The organism is Streptomyces sp. NPDC003038 (assembly GCF_040611115.1).
Taxonomy (GTDB): domain Bacteria; phylum Actinomycetota; class Actinomycetes; order Streptomycetales; family Streptomycetaceae; genus Streptomyces.
Genome location: NZ_JBEXNN010000016.1, coordinates 34,276 through 57,002 on the forward strand (window position 1 = coordinate 34,276; position 22,727 = coordinate 57,002).

16 protein-coding genes are annotated in these 22,727 nt (G+C 72.5%); 4 read left to right on the forward strand and 12 right to left on the reverse strand.

Annotated elements, in window-relative coordinates; translation table 11 throughout:
• Positions 1-60 precede the first annotated feature (60 nt).
• From murG to rsmH, 9 genes are all read right to left on the reverse strand, one after another.
• A complete protein-coding gene (gene murG / locus ABZX75_RS20750) occupies positions 61-1,155 on the reverse strand; it encodes an undecaprenyldiphospho-muramoylpentapeptide beta-N-acetylglucosaminyltransferase (protein ID WP_355412530.1) in 1,095 nt (364 codons plus the stop codon).
• 6 nt (positions 1,156-1,161) lie between these two features.
• Positions 1,162-2,523: a putative lipid II flippase FtsW gene (gene ftsW / locus ABZX75_RS20755; RefSeq protein ID WP_355412532.1), complete on the reverse strand. Its 1,362-nt coding sequence runs from the start codon at positions 2,521-2,523 to the stop codon at positions 1,162-1,164.
• Positions 2,524-2,595: 72 nt separating this feature from the next.
• Entirely contained in the window at positions 2,596-4,044 is a 1,449-nt protein-coding gene (gene murD, locus ABZX75_RS20760) for a UDP-N-acetylmuramoyl-L-alanine--D-glutamate ligase (protein WP_355412534.1), read from the reverse strand.
• The gene (mraY, locus tag ABZX75_RS20765) at positions 4,026-5,096 is read right to left on the reverse strand and encodes a phospho-N-acetylmuramoyl-pentapeptide-transferase (RefSeq protein WP_355412536.1); all 1,071 of its coding nucleotides are present in this window, start codon (positions 5,094-5,096) and stop codon (positions 4,026-4,028) included. Before mraY ends, murD begins: the two co-directional genes overlap by 19 nt.
• Complete coding sequence (murF, locus tag ABZX75_RS20770) at positions 5,093-6,517, reverse strand: UDP-N-acetylmuramoyl-tripeptide--D-alanyl-D-alanine ligase (RefSeq protein WP_355412538.1); 1,425 nt, start codon at positions 6,515-6,517, stop codon at positions 5,093-5,095. The genes mraY and murF overlap by 4 nt, the downstream gene beginning before the upstream one ends.
• A complete protein-coding gene (locus ABZX75_RS20775) occupies positions 6,514-8,265 on the reverse strand; it encodes a UDP-N-acetylmuramoyl-L-alanyl-D-glutamate--2,6-diaminopimelate ligase (RefSeq protein ID WP_355412540.1) in 1,752 nt (583 codons plus the stop codon). Before ABZX75_RS20775 ends, murF begins: the two co-directional genes overlap by 4 nt.
• 44 nt (positions 8,266-8,309) lie before the next feature.
• Positions 8,310-10,325, reverse strand: coding sequence for a penicillin-binding protein 2 (locus ABZX75_RS20780; protein WP_355412542.1), 2,016 nt, complete (start codon positions 10,323-10,325; stop codon positions 8,310-8,312).
• 468 nt (positions 10,326-10,793) lie between these two features.
• Positions 10,794-11,435 carry a hypothetical protein gene (locus ABZX75_RS20785; protein WP_355412544.1) on the reverse strand — a complete coding sequence of 214 codons (642 nt, stop codon included), beginning with the start codon at positions 11,433-11,435 and terminating at the stop codon, positions 10,794-10,796.
• On the reverse strand, positions 11,432-12,391 hold the full coding sequence (gene rsmH / locus ABZX75_RS20790; RefSeq protein WP_355412546.1) for a 16S rRNA (cytosine(1402)-N(4))-methyltransferase RsmH: 960 nt from the start codon (positions 12,389-12,391) through the stop codon (positions 11,432-11,434). Before rsmH ends, ABZX75_RS20785 begins: the two co-directional genes overlap by 4 nt.
• A gap of 411 nt (positions 12,392-12,802) precedes the next feature.
• Here rsmH and ABZX75_RS20795 point away from each other — a divergent pair, with 411 nt between their 5' ends.
• The 4 genes from ABZX75_RS20795 (at position 12,803) to ABZX75_RS20810 (ending at position 18,337) form a co-directional block, all read left to right on the forward strand.
• Positions 12,803-13,354: a carbonic anhydrase gene (locus tag ABZX75_RS20795; protein WP_355412548.1), complete on the forward strand. Its 552-nt coding sequence runs from the start codon at positions 12,803-12,805 to the stop codon at positions 13,352-13,354.
• Positions 13,355-13,491: 137 nt separating this feature from the next.
• Positions 13,492-14,502: a MoxR family ATPase gene (locus ABZX75_RS20800; protein WP_355412550.1), complete on the forward strand. Its 1,011-nt coding sequence runs from the start codon at positions 13,492-13,494 to the stop codon at positions 14,500-14,502.
• Positions 14,502-15,887: a DUF58 domain-containing protein gene (locus ABZX75_RS20805; protein ID WP_355412552.1), complete on the forward strand. Its 1,386-nt coding sequence runs from the start codon at positions 14,502-14,504 to the stop codon at positions 15,885-15,887. Before ABZX75_RS20800 ends, ABZX75_RS20805 begins: the two co-directional genes overlap by 1 nt.
• Positions 15,884-18,337, forward strand: a complete 2,454-nt coding sequence (locus ABZX75_RS20810; protein WP_355412554.1) for a DUF3488 and transglutaminase-like domain-containing protein — start codon at positions 15,884-15,886, stop codon at positions 18,335-18,337. Before ABZX75_RS20805 ends, ABZX75_RS20810 begins: the two co-directional genes overlap by 4 nt.
• Positions 18,338-18,942: 605 nt before the next feature.
• Here the strand turns inward: ABZX75_RS20810 and ABZX75_RS20815 are convergent.
• Genes ABZX75_RS20815 through ABZX75_RS20825 form a run of 3 tightly spaced genes read right to left on the reverse strand, consistent with a single transcriptional unit; the run spans position 18,943 to position 22,565 of the window.
• Positions 18,943-19,575, reverse strand: a complete 633-nt coding sequence (locus tag ABZX75_RS20815) for a TetR/AcrR family transcriptional regulator (RefSeq protein WP_355412556.1) — start codon at positions 19,573-19,575, stop codon at positions 18,943-18,945.
• Between the two features lie 43 nt (positions 19,576-19,618).
• Positions 19,619-21,712 carry a YhgE/Pip domain-containing protein gene (locus ABZX75_RS20820; RefSeq protein ID WP_355412558.1) on the reverse strand — a complete coding sequence of 698 codons (2,094 nt, stop codon included), beginning with the start codon at positions 21,710-21,712 and terminating at the stop codon, positions 19,619-19,621.
• Positions 21,684-22,565 (reverse strand): ATP-binding cassette domain-containing protein, encoded by an 882-nt coding sequence (locus ABZX75_RS20825; protein WP_355412560.1) that lies wholly within the window; start codon positions 22,563-22,565, stop codon positions 21,684-21,686. Before ABZX75_RS20825 ends, ABZX75_RS20820 begins: the two co-directional genes overlap by 29 nt.
• Positions 22,566-22,727: the final 162 nt, after the last annotated feature.

Genomic DNA, 22,727 nt, shown 5'->3' on the forward strand with positions numbered 1-22,727 from the left:
CCGCGCTGGGCGGTCGTCGCTCCGGCCACTCCTGTGCCTCCTGCGTCAGTGCTTCCCGCGTCAGCGGGCTCTGTGGGCCGCGATCGCCTCGTACACCATGCCGACCAGCAGCTCGTCGGCATCCCGGCGCCCGAACTCGCCCGCGGCGCGGGACATCTCGTACAGGCGGTGCGGATCGGACAGCACCGGAAGGACCTGACCGAGCACCCACTCGGGCGTCAGTTCGGCGTCGTCCACGAGCAGGCCGCCGCCGGCCTTGACCACCGGCTGGGCGTTGAGCCGCTGTTCGCCGTTGCCGATCGGCAGCGGGACGTAGGCGGCGGGGAGCCCGACGGCGGACAGTTCGGCGACGGTCATCGCGCCCGCGCGACACAGCATCATGTCGGCGGCGGCGTAGGCGAGATCCATCCGGTCCACGTACGGTACCGGTACATACGGCGGCATCCCGGGCATGTTGTCGACACGCGGCAGTTCGTTCTTCGGCCCTACGGCGTGCAGGATCTGGATCCCGGACCGCTGGAGGGTCGGCGCGACCTGCTGGATCACCTCGTTGAGGCGGCGGGCGCCCTGCGAGCCGCCGGAGACCAGCAGCGTCGGCAGGTTGGGGTCCAGGCCGAAGGCGGCGCGCGCCTCGGGGCGGACCGCCGCCCGGTCGAGGGTGGAGATCGAGCGCCGCAGCGGGATGCCCACGTAGCGGGCGCCGCGCAGCTTGCTGTCGGGGGTCGAGACCGCGACGGCGTGCGCGTACCGGGAGCCGATCTTGTTGGCCAGCCCGGGCCGGGCGTTGGCCTCGTGGACGATGATCGGCACTCCGAGCCGCTTGGCCGCGAGGTAGCCGGGCAGGGCCACGTAGCCGCCGAAGCCGACGACACAGTCGGCCTTGGTGCGCTCCAGGATCTGCTCGGCGGCCTTGATGGTGCCGCGTAGCCGGCCCGGAACGGTGATCAGCTCCGGGGTCGGTTTGCGGGGCAGCGGTACGGCGGGGATCAGCCCCAGTTCGTAGCCGCGCTCCGGCACCAGGCGGGTTTCAAGTCCGCGCTCCGTGCCGAGGGCGGTGATGCCCACTGAAGGGTCCTGCCTGCGCAGGGCGTCCGCGAGGGCGAGCGCCGGCTCAATGTGGCCGGCGGTCCCCCCACCGGCGAGTACGACATGCACCGAAATTCACCGCTCTCCGGACGGACGCTTCTTGACGCGCCGTCTCATCGATTTCCATCTCACCCCGGTCCGCTTCCAGCCGGTCTTCGGCTGTCGCATCGCGAGGGCCGCACGCGCCGCCGGCTCTTCCCGCGCGAAGGCGATGAGCAGTCCGACCGCGAACATGGTCGGCAGCAGGGCTGACCCTCCGTAGGAGAACAGCGGGAGCGGGACTCCGGCGATCGGCAGCAGGCCGAGCACCGCACCGATGTTGATCACAGCCTGCGCCGTGATCCAGGTTGTCACGCCTCCCGCGGCAAACCGTACGAAGGAGTCCTCCGTGCGTCCGGCCACGCGGATACCCGCATAGCCTAGAGCCGCAAACAGGGCGAGCACCGACAGCGTCCCCGCCAGTCCCAGTTCCTCCCCGGTGATGGCGAAGATGAAGTCGGTGTGGGCTTCGGGTAGTTGCCCCCATTTTTCCACACTCGCACCCAGGCCGGAACCGAACCATCCGCCGGACGCCAGGGCGTAGATCCCGTGGACGGCCTGCCAGCAAAGGTCGTTCTTGCCCGGTTCTGTCGCGCCGAGGCAGGCCAGCCGGTCCATGCGGTGCGGACTGGTCTTGATCAGCAGTGCGACGATCACGCCCGCGAAGGCCAGCACCCCCACGAACAGCCGTGTCGGAGCCCCCGCCAGCCACAGCAGGCCGAACAGGATGGCGCCGAGGATCATCGCGGTGCCCATGTCCCCGCCCAGCATGATGAGCCCGAGCAGCAGGAAGGCCACCGGAACCAGCGGCACCAGCAGGTGCTTCCACTGGCTCAGCAGCCCCTTGTCGCCCTTGCGCGCCAGCAGGTCGGCGCCCCACAGGATCAGGGCCAGTTTGCCGAACTCGCTGGGCTGCAACATGAACGGACCGCCGAGGGAGATCCAGTTCTGGTTGCCGTTGATCGACACTCCTATCCCGGGGATCTGGACCAGGACCATCAGGAAGAGCGTGCCTGCGAGCACCGGATAGGACAGCGCCCGGTGCAGTTTGACCGGCATCCGGGAGGCGATCAGCAACAGCCCGGCCCCCAGCAGGGCGGCCACGAACTGCTTCTTGAAGAAGTACGCGTCGCCGAGGCCGAGCTGGAGCGCCTTGATCATGGAGGCCGAGTAGACCATCACGAGGCCGAGCACGGTGATGAGCAGCGAGCTGCCGAAAATCAGGTAATACGCGGTGAGCGGCCGGTCCCATGCCTTGCGCAACTGCTGCTGCGTACGCCGCAACCGCGTCAGCGGCCCGCGCGCCGCGGGCCGCTTCACACGCACCACCGGGCGCGCCCGGCCCCGTTCCTTCACCGCGGACGGCCGTCGCCCCGGCAGCACTTGCTTGGCCGGCATCTGTGATCTTCCCCTCCACTCGTACGAGGCGAGCAGCCGGCCGGAGGGAACCTCTCTCCTGGAGCCCTCGGCCTAGGCGCTCTCGGCGGCCAGTTCGCGCACCGCGTCGGCGAATGCGTCCCCACGCTTGTTGTAGTTCGCGAACATGTCCATCGAGGCGCAGGCGGGCGCCAGCAGGACCGTGTCGCCGGGCTCGGCGAGCCGGGCCGCTTCCCGGACCGCTGCGAGCATCGCCCCAGTGTCGGTCCGGTCGAGGTCGACCACCGGTACCTCGGGGGCGTGTCGCGCCAGCGCCTCGGCGATCAGGGCCCGGTCGGCGCCCATGAGCACCACACCGCGCAGCCGCTCGGCCGACTTCTGTACGAGCTCGTCGAAGGTCGCGCCCTTGGCGAGGCCGCCGGCGATCCAGACGACCGGCTCGAAGGCGGCGAGCGAAGCCTCGGCCGCGTGCGTGTTGGTGGCTTTGGAGTCGTCGATGTACGTGACGGAGGCGATCTCGTCCACGTACGCGACGCGGTGCGCGTCCGGGCGGAAGTCGCGCAGCCCGTCGCGGACCGCACGCGGCTCCACGCCGAAGGCGCGGGCCAGGGCCGCCGCGGCGAGCGCGTTGGCGATGTTGTGCGGGGCGGGCGGGTTGACGTCCTCGACCTGCGCGAGCTCCTGGGCGTTCTTCTGCCGGTTCTCCACGAAGGCACGGTCGACGAGGATGCCGTCGACGACGCCGAGCATGGAGGGGCCGGGGGCGCCGAGGGTGAAGCCGATCGCCCGGCAGCCCTCTTCGACGTCGGCGTTCTCGACGAGCTTCTCGGTGCGGGGGTCGGCCGCGTTGTAGACGCAGGCCACCGTGTTGCCCTCGTAGATGCGGCCCTTGTCGGCGGCGTACGCCTCCATCGTGCCGTGCCAGTCCAGGTGGTCCGGGGCCAGGTTGAGCACGGCCGCCGAGTGGGCGCGCAGCGAGGGCGCCCAGTGCAGCTGGTAGCTGGAGAGTTCGACGGCGAGTACGTCGTACGCGTCCTCGTCGAGCACCACGTCGATGATCGGGGTGCCGATGTTGCCGACGGCCGCGGTCCGCAGGCCGGCGGCCTTCAGGATGGACGCCAGCATCTGGGTGGTGGTGGTCTTGCCGTTGGTCCCGGTGATCGCGAGCCAGGGGGCGGCCTTCGGGCCGCGCAGCTGCCAGGCGATCTCCACGTCCCCGACCACCTCGACACCGGCCCGCGCGGCGGCCTCGAAGAGCGGGCTGCCGGGCTTCCAGCCGGGCGAGGTGACGACCAGTTCGGTGCCCTCGGGGAGGGTCTCGGCCGCGGAGGCGCCGTCGGGCAGCGTGCCGAGGCGTACGGAGATCCCCAGCGCCTCCAGCTCGGCGGCGCGGGCCCGGTTCGCCTCGCTGTCGACGCCGTCGACGACGGTCACCGATGCGCCGAGGCCGGCCAGGGCGCGGGCGGCACTGATGCCGCTCACGCCGAGACCGGCGACGGTGATGTTCTTGCCGTGCCAGGAGGTCACTTGTCGGCTGCCCATCCCGCGTAGAAGATTCCGAGACCCACGATCACGCACATGCCCTGGATGATCCAGAAGCGGACCACGACAAGGACTTCGGACCACCCCTTGAGTTCGAAGTGGTGCTGGAGCGGCGCCATGCGGAAGACGCGCTTCCCGGTCAGCTTGAAGGAGCCGACCTGGATGACGACCGACATGGTGATCAGGACGAAGAGGCCGCCCAGCAGCGCGACCAGCAGCTCGGTGCGCGAGCAGATGGCGAGGCCGGCGAGCGCGCCGCCCAGCGCCAGTGAGCCGGTGTCACCCATGAAGATCTTGGCGGGCGAGGTGTTCCACCACAGGAAGCCGAAGCAGGCGCCCATCAGGGCGGAGGCGACGACCGCGAGGTCCAGCGGGTCGCGGACCTCGAAGCAGGCGCCCGGGTTGGTCAGCGTCTGCGCGTTGGCGCACGCCTCCTGGTACTGCCACACGCCGATGAAGGTGTAGGCGCCGAAGACCATCACGGCGGCGCCGGTGGCCAGGCCGTCCAGACCGTCGGTCAGGTTCACGCCGTTGGACATCGCCAGGATCATGAACAGCGCCCAGACGACGAACAGCACCGGGCCGATCGACCAGCCGAAGTCGGTGACGAACGACAGCTTCGTGGAGGCCGGGGTGTTGCCGCGACCGTCCGAGAACTGGAGCGCGAGCACCGCGAAGGCGATGCCGACGATCAGCTGGCCGGCCATCTTCGCCTTGGCCCGAAGGCCCAGCGAGCGCTGCTTGACGATCTTGATGTAGTCGTCGAGGAAGCCGACCAGGCCCATGCCCGTCATCAGGAAGAGGACCAGCACGCCCGAGAAGGACGGATCGCTGGACGTCAGCACCTTCGTCAGGGCGTACGCGATGAGCGTGGCCAGGATGAAGGAGATACCGCCCATGGTGGGCGTGCCCTTCTTCCCGGCGTGGCCGCGGGGGCCGTCGTCGCGGATGAACTGGCCGTAGCCCTTGCGGGCCAGACCCTTGATCAGCAGCGGGGTGCCGACGAGGGTCAGGAAGAGTCCGATGACTCCGGCGAACAGGATCTGCCTCATCGGTCGGAGACCTCGCCCTCGCGCTCCAGCAACGCCAGCGCGACCCGCTCCAGGCCGATCGACCTGGAAGCCTTCACCAGCACGACGTCACCCGGGCGCAGTTCACTGCGCAACAGGTCGATCGCCGCCTGCGCGTCGGACACGAGCACCGACTCCTCACCCCACGAACCCTCGTTATATGCGCCCAGTTGCAGCCAGGACGCTTCCCTGCCCCCGACTGCGACGAGCTTGCTCACGTTGAGCCGGACGGCAAGCCGTCCCACCGCGTCGTGCTCGGCCAGCGACGCGTCACCGAGCTCGGCCATGGGACCGAGCACTGCCCACGTGCGTCCCCCGTTCGCCCTGGCGGCGCCGCCCATCGCGGCAAGCGCGCGCAGAGCGGCCCGCATGGACTCGGGATTCGCGTTGTAGGCGTCGTTGACGATCGTCACACCGTCCGCGCGCTCGGTGACCTCCATCCGCCACCGGGACAGCGTGCCCGCCTCGGAGAGCGCGGTGGCGATCTCCTCGACGGACATGCCCAGTACATGGGCGACGGCGGCCGCGGCGAGCGCGTTCGACACGTGGTGCTCACCGTACAGGCGCAAGGTCACTTCGCCGCACCCGGTGGGTGTGTGGAGTGTGAAGGAGGGGCATCCCCCCGCTGTCATCCGGACCTCGGTGGCCCGTACGTCGGCCTCTTCGTCCTCCCCGAAGAAGACCGTACGGGCCTTCGTGCGGCTGGACATGGCACGTACGAGCGGATCGTCGGCGTTGAGGACGGCGACTCCGCCGTCGGCCTCGGTCGGCAGGGCTTCGACCAGTTCGCCCTTGGCCTGGGCGATCTGCTCGCGGCCGCCGAACTCGCCGATGTGGGCGCTGCCGACGTTGAGTACGAGTCCGATGCGCGGCGGGGTCAGACCGGTGAGGTACTGGATGTGTCCGATGCCGCGGGCGCCCATCTCCAGCACCAGGTGCCGGGTCTCCTCGGTGGCCCGCAGAGCGGTGAGGGGCAGCCCGATCTCGTTGTTGAGGGAGCCCGGTGTCCATACGGTGGGCGCGTGCGCCTGGAGCACCTGCGCGATGAGGTCCTTGGTGGAGGTCTTGCCGGCGGAACCGGTCAGGGCCACCACGTCGGTGCCCAGGCGCAGGGTGACGGCCCGGGCGAGGGCGCCGAGCGCCTTCTCGACGTCGGGGACGACGATGGCGGGCACGCCGACGGGCCGGGCCGCGAGGACGGCCGCGGCGCCCGCGGCGATCGCGCGCTCGGCGTAGTCGTGGCCGTCGACGTGCTCGCCGTCGAAGGCGGCGAAGAGGCTGCCGGACTCCACCTGGCGGGAGTCGATGACGACGGGTCCGCTGATCCGCACCGACGGATCCGGTATGTCGTGGGGCCGCCCGCCGGTGATGTCGGCGATCTCGGCGAGGGAGAGGGCGATCACTGGTTCACCTCGGCCTGTCGGACGTTCGCGTCGTGAGTGTGCGCGGTGTGCGCGTGCGCGGCGTGCGCGGCGTGATCCTGCGCCGCCTGCCGGCGTTCGATCGCGGCGCGGAGCACCATGCGGTCGTCGAAGGTACGTACGACCCCCGCGGTGTCCTGGCCCTGCTCGTGGCCCTTGCCCGCCACCAGCACGGTGTCACCCGGCTCGGCGCGCGCCACGGCGGCGGCGATGGCCGAGGCCCGGTCGGGGTCCACGAGGACGGCGGCCCGCTCGGCCGGCGGGACGGACACGGCCCCTTCCAGCATCGCGGCGAGGATCGCCAGGGGGTCCTCGGAGCGGGGGTTGTCGGAGGTCAGGACGGCGACGTCGGCGAACCGGGCGGCCGCGGCGCCCATCGGGCCGCGCTTGGTGGTGTCGCGGTCGCCGCCGCAGCCGAGCACGATGTGCAGCTTGCCGGTGGTGACCTCGCGCAGTGCGCGCAGCACCGATTCGACGGCGTCCGTCTTGTGCGCGTAGTCGACGACGGCGAGGTACGGCTGTCCGGCGTCCACCCGCTCCAGCCGGCCGGGGACCCCGGGGACCTGGGCGACGCCGTCGGCGGCGGTCTGCGGGTCGAGGCCGGCGGCGGCGAGGGTGACGATCGCCGCGACGGTGTTGGCGACGTTGAACGGGCCGGGCAGCGGCGCGGTGGACCGTACCCGCTGTCCGTCCGGACCCACCAGGGTCAGGGTGGAGCTCGCCGGTCCGAAGACCACGTCCTGCGCGCGCCAGTCGGCGGCCCGGTCGCCCTCGGCGGAGAAGGTGACGACCGGGACGGCCGCCTCCTTGGCCAGGCGGCGGCCGTACTCGTCGTCGACGTTGACCACGCCGAGGCGGGCGCGGCGCCCGGTGAAGAGCTGCGCCTTCGCCTGGAAGTAGTCCTCCATGTCGGAGTGGAACTCCATGTGCTCCGGGCTGAGGTTGTTGAAGACGGCGACGTCGAAGACGCAGCCGTCGACCCGGCCCAGCACCAGGGCGTGGCTGGAGACCTCCATGGCGACGGCCTCGACGCCGCGTTCGCGCATGACGGCGAAGAGGGCCTGGAGGTCGGTGGCCTCGGGGGTGGTGCGTTCGGACTTGATGCGATCGTCGCCGATGCGCATCTCGACGGTGCCGATGAGTCCGGTCGCACGTCCCGCCGCGCGCAGGCCGCCCTCGACGAGGTACGCCGTGGTGGTCTTGCCCGAGGTGCCGGTGATGCCGATCTGGAGCAGGTCCTCGCCCGGACGCCCGTAGATCGCGGCGGCGAGCTCGCCCATTCGGCGGCGGGGATCGGCGACGGTGAGCACCGGCAGCCCGGTCGCGGCGGCGCGTTCGGTGCCCGCCGGATCGGTCAGCACGGCGGCCGCGCCGAGTCCGGCCGCCTGGGCGGCGAAGTCGGCGCCGTGCAGCCTGGCGCCGGGCAGGGCCGCGTACAGGTCACCGGGGCGCACGGCACGGGAGTCGTGCGTGATACCGGTGATCCGCGTGGCGCCTGGCTCGGGGAGACCCAGCAGGCCGGCCAGCTCGCCCAGAGGGGTCGGGCGGACGGACAGCGGCCGGGGCGCCCCCGGCGGCGCTGCCGGGGCGTCTTTCTGGGTGGTTCTGGGCTGATCAGCGTGGGACACGGCGGTGAGCGTACCGGGCGCGGCGGGCCCGTTGCGAAGCGAGGGCCCGGCCTCGGCGCCGGCGGCCGACTGGTTCCCGGGTTTCGGGGTGATCGTTGTCACTGATGGTGCCTCACGCGTTTCTGGCGGGCCGGCCGTGCTGCGGGTCACTGACCGGGCTGCGGGCTGGGCTGCGGGCTGGGCTGCGGGGCGGGCTGCAGGCCGGGGTCGAAGGTGACCGGGAGCCCGGCGGGATCGGTTCCGGTGGGGGCGACCTGGAGGGTCTTGAGGGCGAACTCCATGACCTTCTTGTAGATGGGACCGCAGATCTGGCCGCCGAAGTAACTGCCCTTGGTGGGGTTCTGGATGGCGCAGTAGACGGTGATGCGCGGTTTGTCGGCGGGCGCGAAGCCGGCGAAGGACGCCGTGTAGCCCTTGTAGCGGCCGGTGGCCGGATCCACCCGGTTGGAGGTGCCGGTCTTGCCGCCGACCCGGTAGCCGGGGATGCGGGCCTTGGTGCCGGTGCCCTCCTGGTCGTCGACCACCGATTCCAACATCTCGGCGAGGGTCTTGGCGGTCTCCGGGCTGACCACGCGGGTCTGCGCCGGAGCCGGGGCCGGGGTGAAGCGGCCGTCGGGGCCCTTGGAGCCGCGGACCAGGGTCGGTTCGATGCGGACCCCGCCGTTGGCGATGGTCGAGTACACGGAGGCCGCCTGCATGGCGTTGACGGACAGGCCCTGGCCGAAAGGAATCGTGTACTGCTGGGAAGTCGACCACTCCTCCGGCTGGGCGAGGATGCCGCGGGATTCACCGGGGTAGTCCAGGCCGGTGGGCTGCCCGATGCCGAACTTGGTCAGGTACGAGTGCAGGACCTTGTTGGCCTCGGGCTGGGTGGGACCGAGCTGACCCGTGGCCAGGATGGTGCCGATGTTGGAGGACTTGGCGAGGACCCCGTTGAGGGTCAGGTACCAGGTCGGGTGGTCGATGTCGTCCTTGAACAGCCGGTCCCCGCGGTGCAGGCGGTTGGGGACGGTGACGTGGGTGTCCGGGGTGGCCTTCTTCTCCTCCAGTACGGCCGCCATCGACATCACCTTGGCGGTGGAACCGGGCTCGTACACGTCCTGGAGAGCGGCGTTGCCCATGGCGGTGGAGCGGGCCCTGGTCAGGTCGTTCGGGTCGAAGCCGGGGGCGTTGGCCATGGCCAGCACCTCGCCGGTGCCGGTGTCCTGGACGATGACGTAGCCGCGGTCGGCCTCGGACTTCTGGACCTGCTCGGCGATCGCGCTCTGCGCGGCCCACTGGATGTCGCGGTCGATGGTCAGTTCGATGTTCTCGCCGGGCACGGCGGGCTTCTCGCTGGAACCCGCGGTGGGGACGCGGCGGCCGCCGGACTGGGCGTAGGTGACCTCGCCGTCCTTGCCGGACAGCTTCTTGTCGAGGGAGGACTCCAGGCCGCCGCCGCCCTTGCCGTCGGCGTTGACGTAGCCCAGTATTCCGGCGGCGAGGTCGCCGCCCGGGTACACGCGCTTGCTGCTGTCCGCGTTGAAGACGCCGGCCAGGACGTTGGCGCCGGGGCCGTTGTTCTTCTTGTCGGCCGCCGCCTTCTCCTTGAAGACCCGCTTGAGGTCCTTGATCTGGTTCCAGACCTGCGGGGTCTGGCGGTGGGCCAGGACCACGTACCGGGTGTTCTTCGTCTTCAGCAGCTCGGTGAGCTCCTTGGCGTCCTTGCCGAGGATCGGCGCGAGGAGCGCGGCGGCCTGCTCGGGGGCGTCCGGGGCCTTGCTGTCCTGCGGGGTGAACATCTTCGGGTCGGCGGTGATGTCGTACGCGTCGACGCTGGTCGCGAGGGCCACGCCCTTGCGGTCGGTGATCTCCCCGCGCTCGGCGGCCAGGGTGACGCTCGTGTAGCGGTTCTTGGAGGCCGCGGCGGAGAAGGCCGAGGCGTCGACGGCCTGCACCTGGAGCAGCCGGACGACGAAGGCGAGCATGACCAGGGTCAGGCCGACGCTGACGAGGCGCAGCCGGGGCCGGGGGCTGCCGAGGCGGATCGTGTGCGGCTTGCGGGGCCCCGCGGGCCGCCGGGTCGCTGGGCGCGAGGCCGGGCGGGCGGTGGCGCGGGCCCGGTCGCCGGGCCGCGGTCTGGCCGGCCCAGGCACCCGCCGCCGCGGCTCGCCGGCGCTCACGCGGCCACCGCCCGCGCGACGCGGCGGCTGCGCCCGGAGGTACCGGCGGCGGGAGCCCGGTGCGGTGCGGTCCGCCCGCGGGGGCCGCAGCCGCCGAAGCCGATCACGCCGAGGCGGCGGAGCGGGCCCGCGCCCGGCATCCCGGGGCTCCGCCCCAGGCCCCGCGCCTCAAACGCCGACGGGGCTGACATGGCCCCGGCCACACCGTCGCCCAAGGCGAGGACTTCGGCGCTGGAAGGCCGGGTCCCGGCCACGACTGGGCTCCCGGGGTTCCGCCCTCGGCCCGGCGCCTCGGACGGCGGCGGGGCTGACCTGGCCCCGCGGGCCACCCCACCGCCCAAGGCGAGGACTTCGGCCCGCCCGGCGCTGGAGGGCCGGGGCGGGGGTGACGCGGGGGCGGGAGTGGGGTGGGGCCCCGCGGGGGGCGGTACCGGAGCGGCGGAAGCGCCTGCCATCGGGGTCACGACGTCACCTGCCTGGGTTGGGGGTGGGCTGCTGTGCGGGCTGCGAAGCCTGGGACGACGGCGGAGGCTCCGGGGGCTGGGGCGAGGACGGAGGCTCCGGGGCCTGGGGCGACGGCGGGGCGGAGGGTCCCGCAGGATCCGGCGCGACTGCGGGAGCCGGGGACGGCGGCGGGGGCGGGGGTGGCGGGGGCTCGGCCTCCGCCGCCGTGCCGGTGACCTTGCCGTCCGGGCCGATGAAGACCGGGCTGCCCCCCGGCACCAGGCCCAGTTCCTGCGCCCGCCGTTGCAGCGCGTCGGGGGCCGAGTAGGAGTCCACGTCCCGCTGCAACGCCTGCTCCTCGTCCGTCAGAGCCGTGGTCTCCCTCTTGAGCTTGCTCAGCTGGAAGGAGCCCTCGTTCAGTGCCGAGTTCAGCAGCAGCAGGCTGATCAGGCCGCCGCCGAGCAGCGCCACGACCAGCAGGACGAACGGCATCCGGGCCGCCTGCCCGGCCGAGCCGCCGGCCCGGCCACCGGCGCCGCCGCCGGGTCGCGCACCCGCTCCGGGCCGGCCGCCGAGCGCCCGGCCGATGCGGGCCGCCTGTCCGCGGGTCGCCGTGGCGACCTTCCCGGCCCGGCCGCCGCCCGCCCCGCCGCCGCCCACCGTCACAGGTTCGCCTCCCGGATGCGTTCGACCCCGCGGAACCTCGCCGGGGCGGCCCGCCGGTTCTCGGCGATCTCCTCCTCGGTGGGCAGTTCCGCACCGCGCGTCAGCAGCTTCAGCTTCGGCTGGTACTTCTCCGGGACCACCGGCAGCCCGGGCGGGGCCGTGGTGGCCGCGCCGGCCGCGAAGACCTGCTTGACCAGGCGGTCTTCCAGCGAGTGGTACGAGAGCACCGCGATCCGGCCGCCGACGGCGATCCGGTCCACGGCCGCCGGAATGGCCCTTTCCAGCCCGGACAGCTCGCCGTTGACCTCGATCCGCAGCGCCTGGAAGGTCCGCTTGGCGGGGTTGCCCCCGGTCCGTTTGGCGGCCTGCGGCAAGGCGTCGCGGATGAGTTCGACCAGCCGGGCGCTGTCGGTGAAGGGCTCCTTCTCGCGCTCCTTGACGACCGCGGACACGATCCGCTTGGCCTGCTTCTCCTCGCCGTACTGGCGCAGGATCCGTACGAGCTCACCCGGCGCGTAGGTGTTGAGCACCTCGGCGGCGCTGATGCCCGTCGTCTGGTCCATCCGCATGTCCAGAGGCGCGTCCTGCGCGTACGCGAAGCCGCGGTCGGCCTCGTCCAGCTGCATGGAGGAGACGCCCAGGTCGAAGAGGATGCCCTGGACGGTGGGGATGCCCAGCCGGTCCAGTACCTCGGCCAGGTCCGCGTAGATCGCGTGGACGAGGGTGGCCCGGTCGCCGAAGCGCGCGAGCCGCTCGCCGGAGAGCCGCAGAGCCTCCTTGTCGCGGTCGAGGCCGATCAGACGGACCTCGGGGAACCGGGTCAGCAGGGCCTCGCTGTGGCCGCCGAGGCCGAGGGTGCAGTCGACGACGACGGCCCCGGGCCTCTCCAGCGCCGGGGCCAACAGGTCCAAGCACCGCTGGAGCATCACCGGGACATGTCGGGACTCGCTAGTCAAAGCGCCCTCTCAGATAACGGCGCGACAGGCGTACGCACCGCCGGGTCCCCGCCCGCCCTGAAAGGGGCCGGTCCGCCGGCGCCGGGGAAGGTGGCGCCGGCCGGCCGGTGAGCGGGAGGGGGCCGGGCCGTACGTACGCGCCGCGCACGCGGGGTGTTCTTCGGGGGCCGGGCGGCCGGTCAGGGCCGGGCTCCGGCCGGTTCGCGCCACTTTAGTGCAACGGTCGCCGCGGTCAACGAACCGCCCCGCGCGCCGTGCACCGCGCCGCCGCCGAACCCGCAAATGCCGTGAATCACCCGGACGGCTGCCTCCGCCCCACCCCTGTGGGTTAGCTCACAACATGACACGTTGACCTTCTTTGTCCACCCTCACCCGCTGCCTTCACCAGCTGTGACCATTAACGTCGTATCCATGACGACTTCCGCATCCCTGCCCGCCGATTCAGCGCCCCTGGCATCCAGCGGCGGTTCCGTCATCGACCGCCTGGTCGAGGCGAACCGCGCGTACGCTGCCCAATTCACCGACCCCGGCATGGACGCCCGCCCGGTCCTGCGCGTGGCCGTCGTGGCTTGTATGGACGCCCGCCTGGACCTGCACGCCGCCCTGGGCCTGGAGCTCGGCGACTGCCACACCATCCGCAACGCCGGCGGGGTGGTCACCGACGACACCATCCGCTCGCTCACCATCAGCCAGCGCGCCCTGGGCACCCGCTCGGTGATCCTGATCCACCACACCGGCTGCGGTCTCGAAAGTCTGACCGAGGACTTCCGGCACGAGCTGGAGGACGAGGTCGGCCAGCGTCCCGCCTGGGCCGTGGAGTCCTTCCGGGACGTGGACCAGGACGTCCGCCAGTCCATGCAGCGGGTCCGGACGAACCCCTTCCTCCCCCACACGGACGATGTGCGAGGCTTCGTCTTCGACGTGCACACCGGGCTGCTGCGGGAGATCGATCCCGCCTCTTGAGTGACACAACGCCGTGACGCCGTCAAGAATGCGGGAAGACGCCACCCGGGAACCCCCCGGGCCGGCGTCCGTGTTTCGGGGTGGGCCGGTCATGCGCCAAGGGCGTCGGCCCGGAGAAAGGGCCGAGGAGAACCAAGGTGACGACGTATGACGACCGAGCGAGCCTCGCGGATCTGACGAGCACGGCGGAGCGGGTGCGCCACTCGGTCGAGAGCGTGATCGAGGGCAAGCCCGAGGTCGTACGCCTCGCGCTGACCGTGCTGCTCGCCGAGGGGCACCTGCTGATCGAGGACGTTCCGGGCGTCGGCAAGACGATGCTGGCCAAGACCCTCGCCAAGTCCATCGACTGCTCGGTGCAGCGCATCCAGTTCACGCCGGACCTGCTGCCCTCCGACATCACCGGCGTGAGCATCTACGACCAGCAGCGCCGCGAGTTCGAGTTCAAGCCGGGCGCGATCTTCGCGCAGATCGTCATCGGCGACGAGATCAACCGCGCCTCGCCGAAGACGCAGTCCGCGCTCCTGGAGTCGATGGAGGAGCGCCAGGTCACCATCGACGGCACGACCTACGCGCTTCCGAGCCCCTTCATGGTGGTCGCCACCCAGAACCCGGTCGAGATGGAGGGCACCTACCCGCTCCCCGAGGCCCAGCGCGACCGCTTCATGGCCCGGGTCTCCGTCGGCTACCCCAGCCCGGAGGCCGAGCTCCAGATGCTCGACGTGCACGGCGGGCTCTCCCCGCTCGACGACCTCCAGGCCGTCGCGCACGCCCACGACATCGTCAAGCTGATCGAGGCCGTGCGCGAGGTCTACGTCGCCGACCCCGTCCGCCGCTACGTCGTGGACCTGGTCTCCGCCACCCGCAGCCACCCCGACCTGCGCCTGGGCGCGTCCCCCCGCGCCACCCTGCACCTGCTGCGCGCCGTGAAGGCCTCCGCCGCTCTGTCCGGGCGGGACTACGTCCTGCCCGACGACGTCCAGGCCCTGGCCGGCCCGGTCCTCGCGCACCGGCTGCTGCCCACGGCGCAGGCCCAGCTGAACCGGCGCACGGCCGAGCAGGTCGTCGTAGAGATCCTCCAGCGCACGCCGGTCCCGGCCGCTCACGTACGCGGCGAGATGCCGCCCGGCGCGGGCATCCGGGGCTTCTGATGAGCGCCGGTGCCCCGCGCGGCGCCGGTGGCCGGGCCGATCGCGACCAGGGTGGCGGTGGGCTGCGCGCGTCCCTGTCCGGACTGACCACCCGCGGCCGCTCGTTCCTGGCCGCGGGGATCGCCGCCGCCGCGTGCGCGTACGTCCTGGGGCAGGGCGAGCTGCTGCGGGTCGGACTGCTGCTCGCCGTCCTGCCGCTGATCTGCGTCTACGCCCTGCACCGCACCCGCCACCGGGTCACCGGCAGCCGCCGGCTGACCCCGGGGCGGGTGCCCGCGGGTGACGAGGCCCGGGTACAGCTGCGCATGGAGAACGTCTCCCGGCTGCCCACCGGTCTGCTCATGCTCCAGGACCGGGTGCCCTACGTCCTGGGGCCCCGGCCCCGCTTCGTCCTGGACCGGGTCGAGCCCGGCGGGCGCCGCGAGGTGTCCTACCGGGTCCGCTCCGACCTGCGCGGCCGCTACCCGCTGGGCCCGCTCCAGCTGCGGCTGACCGACCCCTTCGGGCTGGTCGAGCTGACCCGCTCCTTCAGCACCTACGACACCCTCACGGTCATACCGCGCACGGAGCCGCTGCCGCCGGTCCGCCTCACCGGCGAGGCCTCCGGCTACGGCGACGGCAGCCGCCGCTCGCTGGCCCTGGCCGGCGACGACGACGTGATCCCGCGCGGCTACCGGCGGGGCGACGACCTGCGCCGGGTGCACTGGCGTTCCACCGCCCGCTACGGGGAGCTGATGGTGCGCCGCGAGGAGCAGCCGCAGCGCAGCAGGGCGACCGTCCTGCTGGACACCCGCCGCGTCGCCTTCGACGGCGCCGGTCCCGACTCCGCCTTCGAGTGGGCCGTGTCGGGGGCCGCTTCGACCCTGGTCCACCTCCTCGAACAGAGCTTTTCGGTGCGGCTGCTGACCGACGGCGGGAGTTGCGCGCCCGGCGAGAGCGGCGGCGGCTTCTCCTCGGGCGGGCAGGAGTCCGCGGAGGCCGCCGGGCTGATGATGGACACCCTCGCGGTCGTCGGCCACTCCGACGGCGCGGGGCTCTCGCGGGCCTACGACGCGGTGCGCGGCGGCGGCAGCGGCTTCGGCGCGGCCGGCGGTGAGGGGATCCTCATCGCCTTCTTCGGCGACCTGGACGACGTACAGACGGAGATGGTGTCCAAGATGTGCCGGCGCAGCGGCGGCGCGGTGGCTTTCGTGCTGGACTCCGCGGCCTGGGCCGGGCGGCCGGCGCAGGCGCAGGCGCTGCCCCCGTTGGAGGAGCGGCTGCACAGGCTGCGCGACGCGGGCTGGACGGCGCTGGCCGTACCGCCCGGCGTGGCCTTCGGTGAGCTGTGGCGCCAGGCCGGGAACGCTCCGCTCGGCACGGGTACTTCCGGAGGTTGGGCATGAGCGGGCGGGCGAGACTGACGCTCTTCGCGATGCTGGCGACGCTGCTCACCTCGTGGTCGCTGGCCTCGCTGGTGGAATCGGCGGGCTGGCTGCTGCAGGCGGCGCTGCTGCTGGGCGTACAGAGCGCGGTGGGGGCGGGGGCCCGGCGGGTGCCGCTGGGGCGGTCGCTGACCGTGGCGGCGCAACTGCTGGTGTCACTGCTGCTGCTCACCTTTCTCTTCGGCGGGAAGGGCGAGTCCACCGGGACCGGGCCGCTGGCGTACCTGGTGACGGACTTCGGCGCGCTGTTCAGCCGCGGCGTCCAGGACGTGGGCGAGTACGCGATCCCGGCTCCGCTGACGGACGGCATCCGGCTGCTCCTGGTGTCCGGGGTGCTGGTGGTCGGGCTGCTGGTGGACCTGCTGGCGGTGACCGTACGCACGGCCGCCGCGGCCGGGCTGCCGCTGCTCGCGCTGTACTCGGTGGCCGCAGGCCTGTCGGGCGGGGGCGGGGCCTCCTGGTTCTCCTTCCTGCTGGCGGGCTCCGGGTACCTGATGCTGCTGCTGGCCGAGGGCCGCGACCGGCTCGCGCAGTGGGGCAGGGTCTTCGGCGCCGCCCCCCGCGAGCGGGTCTCGGCCGCCTCCGGCCTGGGCGGCGGCGCGGGCGGACAGGCGACGGCTCCGGTGCGGACCGGGCGGCGGATCGGCGCGGTGGCGCTGGGTCTGGCCCTGGTGGTGCCGGCGGCCCTGCCCGCGCTCGGCGACGGTCTGCTGGGCGCGCGGGGTACGGGCGATGACGGCAGCGGGGCGGGCGGCGGGACGATCTCGGCGGTCAACCCGCTGGTGTCCTTGCAGGGCAATCTGAACGCGCAGGACAACCGGGTGGTGCTGAAGTACCGGACGGACAGTCCGCAGCAGAGCGAGCAGTACCTGCGGATCCTGGCGCTGGACGAGTTCAACGGGGTCAAGTGGGAGGCGTCCGGGCGGGCGCTGGTCGACGTTCCGAAGCGGATGCCCGACCCGCCCGGGCTCGCCGACCCGGCCCGGGTGAACGCGGCCGAGGTGCAGACCAGCATCTCCGCGGCGGACACCTACACCCAGCGCTACCTGCCCATGCCCTATCCGGCGACGACCGTGGACATCGGCGGGAAGTGGCGGTTCGAGCCGGCCGGCCGGACCCTGGTCGGGGACCAGCTGGGCAAGGACCGGTTCCAGAACGTCCAGGGCGCCGGTTACATGGTGCGCAGTCTGCTGCTGCGGCCGACGGCGCGGCAGCTGCAGAGCGCCCCGCAGCCGAATCCGGCGATCCGGGCCGAGTACACGAAGGTGCCGGACAACCTGCCGCCGGTGGTCGGCGAGACGGCCCGCCAGGTGACGCAGGGCTCGAAGGACGACTACACGCGGGCGGTCAAGCTCCAGGACTACTTCGCCGTGAACGGTGGATTCCGCTACAACACGAAGACGGCCTCGGGCACGGGTCCGCAGGCGGTCGCCCGCTTCCTCGCCGACAAGGAGGGCTTCTGCGTCCACTTCGCCTTCTCGATGGCGGCGATGTCCCGCTCCCTGGGCATCCCGGCGCGGGTCGCGGTCGGGTTCACGCCCGGTGAGAAGCAGTCGGACGGCAGCGTGAACGTGTCGATGCGCGACGCGCACGCCTGGCCGGAGCTGTACTTCGAGGGCGTGGGCTGGACGCGGTTCGAGCCGACGCCGCGGTCGGGCCTCACGGTGCCGGACTACTCACGGCCCCAGGCGCCGGCGGCCCAGCCGTCCGCGCCCGCGCCGCTGCCCTCGCAGGGCGCGGTGGAGCCGTCGGCGGGCCCGTCGAAGAACGAAGACTGCCCGCCGGAGCTGAAGAAGCTCGGCGAGTGCGGTGGCGCGGCGCCGGATCAGAACACGGCGTCGGGTGGCGGCGGCCCGTCGCCGGCGACGGTCCTCGGCTGGGCGGCGGTCGTGCTGGCGGTGGTGGGTCTTCCGCTGCTGCCGGTGCTGTGGCGCGGCCGGCTGCGGACCCGTCGCCTCGGGACCCGGGAGGTGTCGGCGGCCTGGCGTGAGCTGGGCGACGCCGCCTGGGACGTGGGCGTCACCCCGGACGGGGCGCTGTCCCCGCGCCGGGCGGCCGCCCGCATCGTCGGTCTGGGCCGGTTGGAGCCGGATGCGGCGGCAGCGGTCCACCGGGTCGCGGGTGCGCTGGAGCGGGCTCTCTACGCCCCTCCGGGCACGGAGGTCCCGTACGAGGGACTGGCCGGCGATGTGCTGCTGGCCCGGGCCGGACTGCTGGCGGGAGCGAACCGCCGTACGCGGCTGCGCGCCCTGCTGCTGCCGCCCTCCGCGGCGCGCGTGGGCTGGGAGGTCTCGGCCCGCTGCGCGGCGCTGGCTTCGACGGTGTCCGCGCGCTGGGCGGCGCTGGCTTCGACGGTGTCCGCCCGGCTGACCGCCGCGCGCCTGCGGCTCCCGCTGCGGGGCCGCGGCTGACGCCCCTGGGGGCGTCCGCGCAGGAGCGGGCGCGGTGGCCGGCACGAAGGCAACCGGGGCGACGCCCCGTTGCCCCGCCCCCCGTGCCGCTCCGGGCGGAGCCCGCGCCGTCGGCCCGTCGGCTCAGGGGCTCGGCAGCTCGGGGGCTTGGGTGCTCGGGGGCTCGGGGGCTCGGGGGCTTGGGTGCTCGGGGCTGATCCCGCCAGGCGTGGAGCCGTGCACCGGTACCGCGCGGACCGGCTTCACCCCGCGGCACGCGGGGGCACGCGGGGGCACGAAAACGCCGGTGCGGCGAGGCTCGATCCCCCCGAGCCCCGCCGCACCGGCGTATTGCGTCACCGGGTTCCCATCCCCCTCCCGGCCCCCGGAAGGAGGTACCCGGTCCACTCCGCAGCCCCGTGTCGGCGGTGCGGACCGGGCCTCCTGTCCGTTGCCCCCAGTCTGGCGTCCGCGCAGGTGGGGGGCCATCCGCGCGCGTACTCATCTCCGTGCCTAGGTACGGATACTCAGTCGCCGCGGCAGGCCCCACCAGTTGTACGGGCCGCCGCGCCCGCGCGGCACCGCCGACTGGGGGGTCGGGGAGGGCCGCACGAGCCGTCCGGGGGTCAGCGGTTGCCGCTGACCCGGCCCCGCAGCAGCAGCGACAGCGCCGAGTGCACGTCGTCGAGGGACCGCTCGCTCTGGAACGACTGCCAGTCCAGGGCGGCCACCAGCACCATCCCGACCAGCGCGGCCGCGGTCAGCGGAACGTCGATCTCGGCGCTCAGCTCGCCCCGCTCGACGCCCTCCCGCAGCACCGTCTCCACGACGGCCACCGCCTCCTGCCGGACCACCATGAGCGTGGACTGCCACGCCCGGTTGGTCCGCCACAGTTCGGCGACGTACAGCTGGGTGAAGGCCGGGTACCGGTCGATGAAGACCAGGCCCGCCCGGATCATCGCGTCGAGCGACTCGACGCGGCTGCCGCCCCGGGCCTCCGTCTCCTCCGCCGCCGTCCGCAGCGAGACCGTGAGCAGTCCGACGCCGTGCCGCAGCAGCTCCTCGAAGAGGTCGTTCTTGCTGGCGAAGTTGTAGTAGACGGTGCCCTTGGCGACGCCCGCCCGCTCGGCGATCTCCTCGACCGTCGTCGCGGAGAAACCCTGTTCGGCTATGAGGGTCACGGCCGCTTCGTAGAGCTTCTGCCGCGTGGCCTGGCGTCGGCCGCCACTCGTGGCCGTACCGGTGCTGCTGCTTTCCATGGCGCTGATTCTCACAGGTCGCACTTCCTTCACAGGCACGGTCCTACAGGCTCAGTTCCGGGTGCAGCCGGTCCATCGTCCACACCTGCTTGCCGCGGGCGGCGAGCGCGGTGAGGGCGAGGGCGCCCGCCGTGAAGGCCGCCAGAACCGCGCAGCCCTGCCAGACGGGGGTGAGGTCGCCGCCGGTGATGAGCCTGCGCAGGCCCTCGACGACGTACGACATCGGCAGGTACGGGTGGACGGCGTTGAAGAAGTCAGGACTGGTCTGGACGGGGTACGTGCCGCCCGCCGAGGTCAGCTGGAGCATCAGCACCGCGAGGACCAGGATGCGCCCGGCGGCTCCGAACTTGGCGTTGAGCCACTGGACGATGGCCGCGAAGCAGCCGGTGACCAGGAACAGGAAGGCGATGGTGAGCGCCGGGCGCGCCATCTCCAGGCCGAGACCCGGGGCCCAGTGGAGTACGGACATCAGCAGGCTCACCTGGAGGACGCCGAGGCCCGCCACGGGCAGCCAGCCGGCGAAGGCGATCCGCCAGGGCGAGGCGCCGGAAGCCAGGGCGCGCCGGTTCATCGGGGCGATCAGCATGTAGGCGACCATCGCGCCGACCCACAGGGAGAGCGGGATGAAGTACGGGGCGAAGCCGGTGCCGTAGTTCGGCGCCTTGTGCAGGGACTGGTTGGCGAGCTGCACCGGGTCGGCCATCACCTGGGTGCGGGCGTCGCGCTCCTCCTGGTCGTAGTCGGGGATCTTGCCGGCGCCGTCGTGCAGGCCTCCGGCGAGCTCGCCGCTGCCGTCGACCAGCTTGAACATGCCGCCGTCGAGGCTGTGCGCACCGTCGCCGAGCTTGCCGACGCCCTCGTTGATGCCGGCGGAGCCGGTGGTGGCGGAGCCGAGGCCGGTGTGCAGCTGGGCCATGCCGGTGGCGACCTTCTGGGCGCCGGCATTGAGGGCGTTGACCTTGGCGACGGCCGCGTCGAGGTCGGCGGAGAGCGCGCCTGCCTTCTCGACGACGTCGCGGGCCTGCTTCTCCAGGTCGGTCAGCTGCTGCTTCAGCGTGCCGAGGTCGCCGCCCGTGTCCTTGATCAGGGTGTCCACGTCCCCGGCGAGCTCGGCGGCCTCGGCCGCGTCGTCCTTGATCTTCTTCAGATCGGCGCAGGAGGCCAGGTGCGGTTCCGCGCCGACGGTGACGCAGTGCTTGGTGTAGTACGCGTCCGAGCCGGCGGAGACCTTCTTGGTGGCGGCGGCAGCGGCCGGGGCCTTCTTGGCGAAGGAGTCGAGGTGGTCGCGCATCACCCTGGCGCTGTCGGCGACCAGTTCGGCGGTGTCGGCGAGCTGCTTGGGGTCCTTGAGGAAGGGGCGGGCCTTGGTGGCGGCGCCGTTGACCTTGTCGGCGAGGCTCTGGGTGCCCGTCGCGATGTCCCTCGTACCGGTTTCCAGCTTGCCGGCGGCGGAGTCGAGCTTCTTCAGCCCGCCGGTGAGCTCTCCGGTCTTCTCCTTGGCCGTGTCGAGGCCGTCGGCGAGGTCCTTGGCGCCCTGCTGCGCCTTGTCGGCGCCCTCCTTGAGGCGGTCGGCGCCGTCGGCGGCCTCGGCGGTCTTGTCGTGCAGGTCGGAGAAGGAGACGAAGATCTTGTCGAGGAAACCGCGGGAGGCGTTGGCGGACGCCGCCGAGCGGACCTCGGCGAAGACGGTGCGGGAGATCGAACCGACGACGTAGTTGTTCGCGTCGTTGGTGCGGACCTGGAGGGCTCCGGTGGTGGGGTCCTCGCCGGAGCTGGAGGCGATCTTCGCGCTGAAGTCGGCGGGCATGGTGAGGGTCAGGTAGTACGTCCCGTCCTCCAGGCCCTCGGCCGCCTTCTCGGCGCTCACCTCGCGCCAGTCGAAGGTCTTGCTGTCGCGGAGCTTCTTGGTGATCTCGCCGCCGGCGTCGAAGCGCTTGCCGTCGACGGTGGCGCCCTGGTCGGAGTTGACGAGGGCGACGGGCACCCGGTCGAGGCGGCTGTACGGGTCCCAGAAGGACCAGAGGTAGAGGGCCCCGTAGAGCAGCGGCAGCAGGAGCAGCGCGACGAGAGCGGCCCGGGGCAGTTTCCCCCGCCCGAACCTCTTCAGCTCAAGCGCGGCGAGCTTCGGTGAGCGCATAGTCCGCCCCCTTCGTGTCGTCCTCGTCGGTCGTGTCTTCGTCGGCGGCGGCTTCATCGGCCGTGCCGGTCGCGTCTTCGTCGGCCGCGTCTTCGTCGGCCGCGGCTTCGTCGGCCGTGTCTTCATCGGCCGTGTCCTCGGCCGGGTCGTCGATCTCGGCGGTGACGGTCCTCAGGGCCGTCACCCCCTCGGGGGCCTCGCTGCACACCGCGATCACGGTGGTCCCGCGGGCGGCGACCGAGCGGAGCAGGGACCAGGCCTCGGCGCGTTCGGTGTCCGACAGCTTGAGGTCGAGGTCGTCCAGGGCCAGCAGTCGCGGGGATCCCAGCAGGGCGATGGCCACGGACAGCCGTACGGACTCCAGGCGCTCCAGATCGCGTACGGAGGTCCGCGGACCCTTGGGCAGCGCTTCGAGGTCCAGCCCGGCGGCGTCCAGGGCCGCGTCGATCCGGGCCGCGGCGCGGGCCCGGCGCTCGGCGCGGGGGCGCAGCATGGCGCGGATCGGGGCGCCGTAGTGGCGCTGGAGCAGGGCGCCCTCGCGCAGCTGCTCGCCGACGGTGAGTGCCTGGTCGAGTTCGTTGACCCCGGAGACCGGTCCGAGGGCGGCGATCCGGCGGACCGCGGCCATTCTCTTCGGCAGCCGGTGGCCGCCGATCTCGGCGTAACCCTCGGTCGGCTTCATCCGTCCGGTGAGAGCGAGGAGCAGGCAGGTCCGGCCGGTGCCGGAAGGGCCTTCGAGCGCGATGAGCGAGCCGGGCGCCGCGTCGACGCCGACGCCCCGGAAGATCCAGCCGCGCGGGCCCTTGAGTCCGAAGTCCTCGGCTTTGACGGCCGCGCCGTGCGGGCTGTCCACGCCGTCCCCTTCCTTTTGAACTGACCGGTCAGTTCAAAAACTAGCATCCTCCGGGGCACCAGGCGTACAGAAGGGGGCAGTTGTCCTGAAGAAGAGGACAAAAGCGCAGGCCAGCGGGATTGTCAGTGGGGCCCGTCACGATGGACACACGCATCGACAGGA

Bases quoted from the DNA above. Each gene is read 5' to 3' on its own strand.
- ftsW (WP_355412532.1), bottom strand. From the start codon at position 2,523: ATGCCGGCCAAGCAAGTGCTGCCGGGGCGACGGCCGTCCGCGGTGAAG.
- murD (WP_355412534.1), bottom strand. From the start codon at position 4,044: ATGGGCAGCCGACAAGTGACCTCCTGGCACGGCAAGAACATCACCGTC.
- mraY (WP_355412536.1), bottom strand. From the start codon at position 5,096: ATGAGGCAGATCCTGTTCGCCGGAGTCATCGGACTCTTCCTGACCCTC.
- ABZX75_RS20795 (WP_355412548.1), top strand. From the start codon at position 12,803: ATGACGACTTCCGCATCCCTGCCCGCCGATTCAGCGCCCCTGGCATCC.
- ABZX75_RS20805 (WP_355412552.1), top strand. From the start codon at position 14,502: ATGAGCGCCGGTGCCCCGCGCGGCGCCGGTGGCCGGGCCGATCGCGAC.
- ABZX75_RS20810 (WP_355412554.1), top strand. From the start codon at position 15,884: ATGAGCGGGCGGGCGAGACTGACGCTCTTCGCGATGCTGGCGACGCTG.
- ABZX75_RS20815 (WP_355412556.1), bottom strand. From the start codon at position 19,575: ATGGAAAGCAGCAGCACCGGTACGGCCACGAGTGGCGGCCGACGCCAG.
- ABZX75_RS20820 (WP_355412558.1), bottom strand. From the start codon at position 21,712: ATGCGCTCACCGAAGCTCGCCGCGCTTGAGCTGAAGAGGTTCGGGCGG.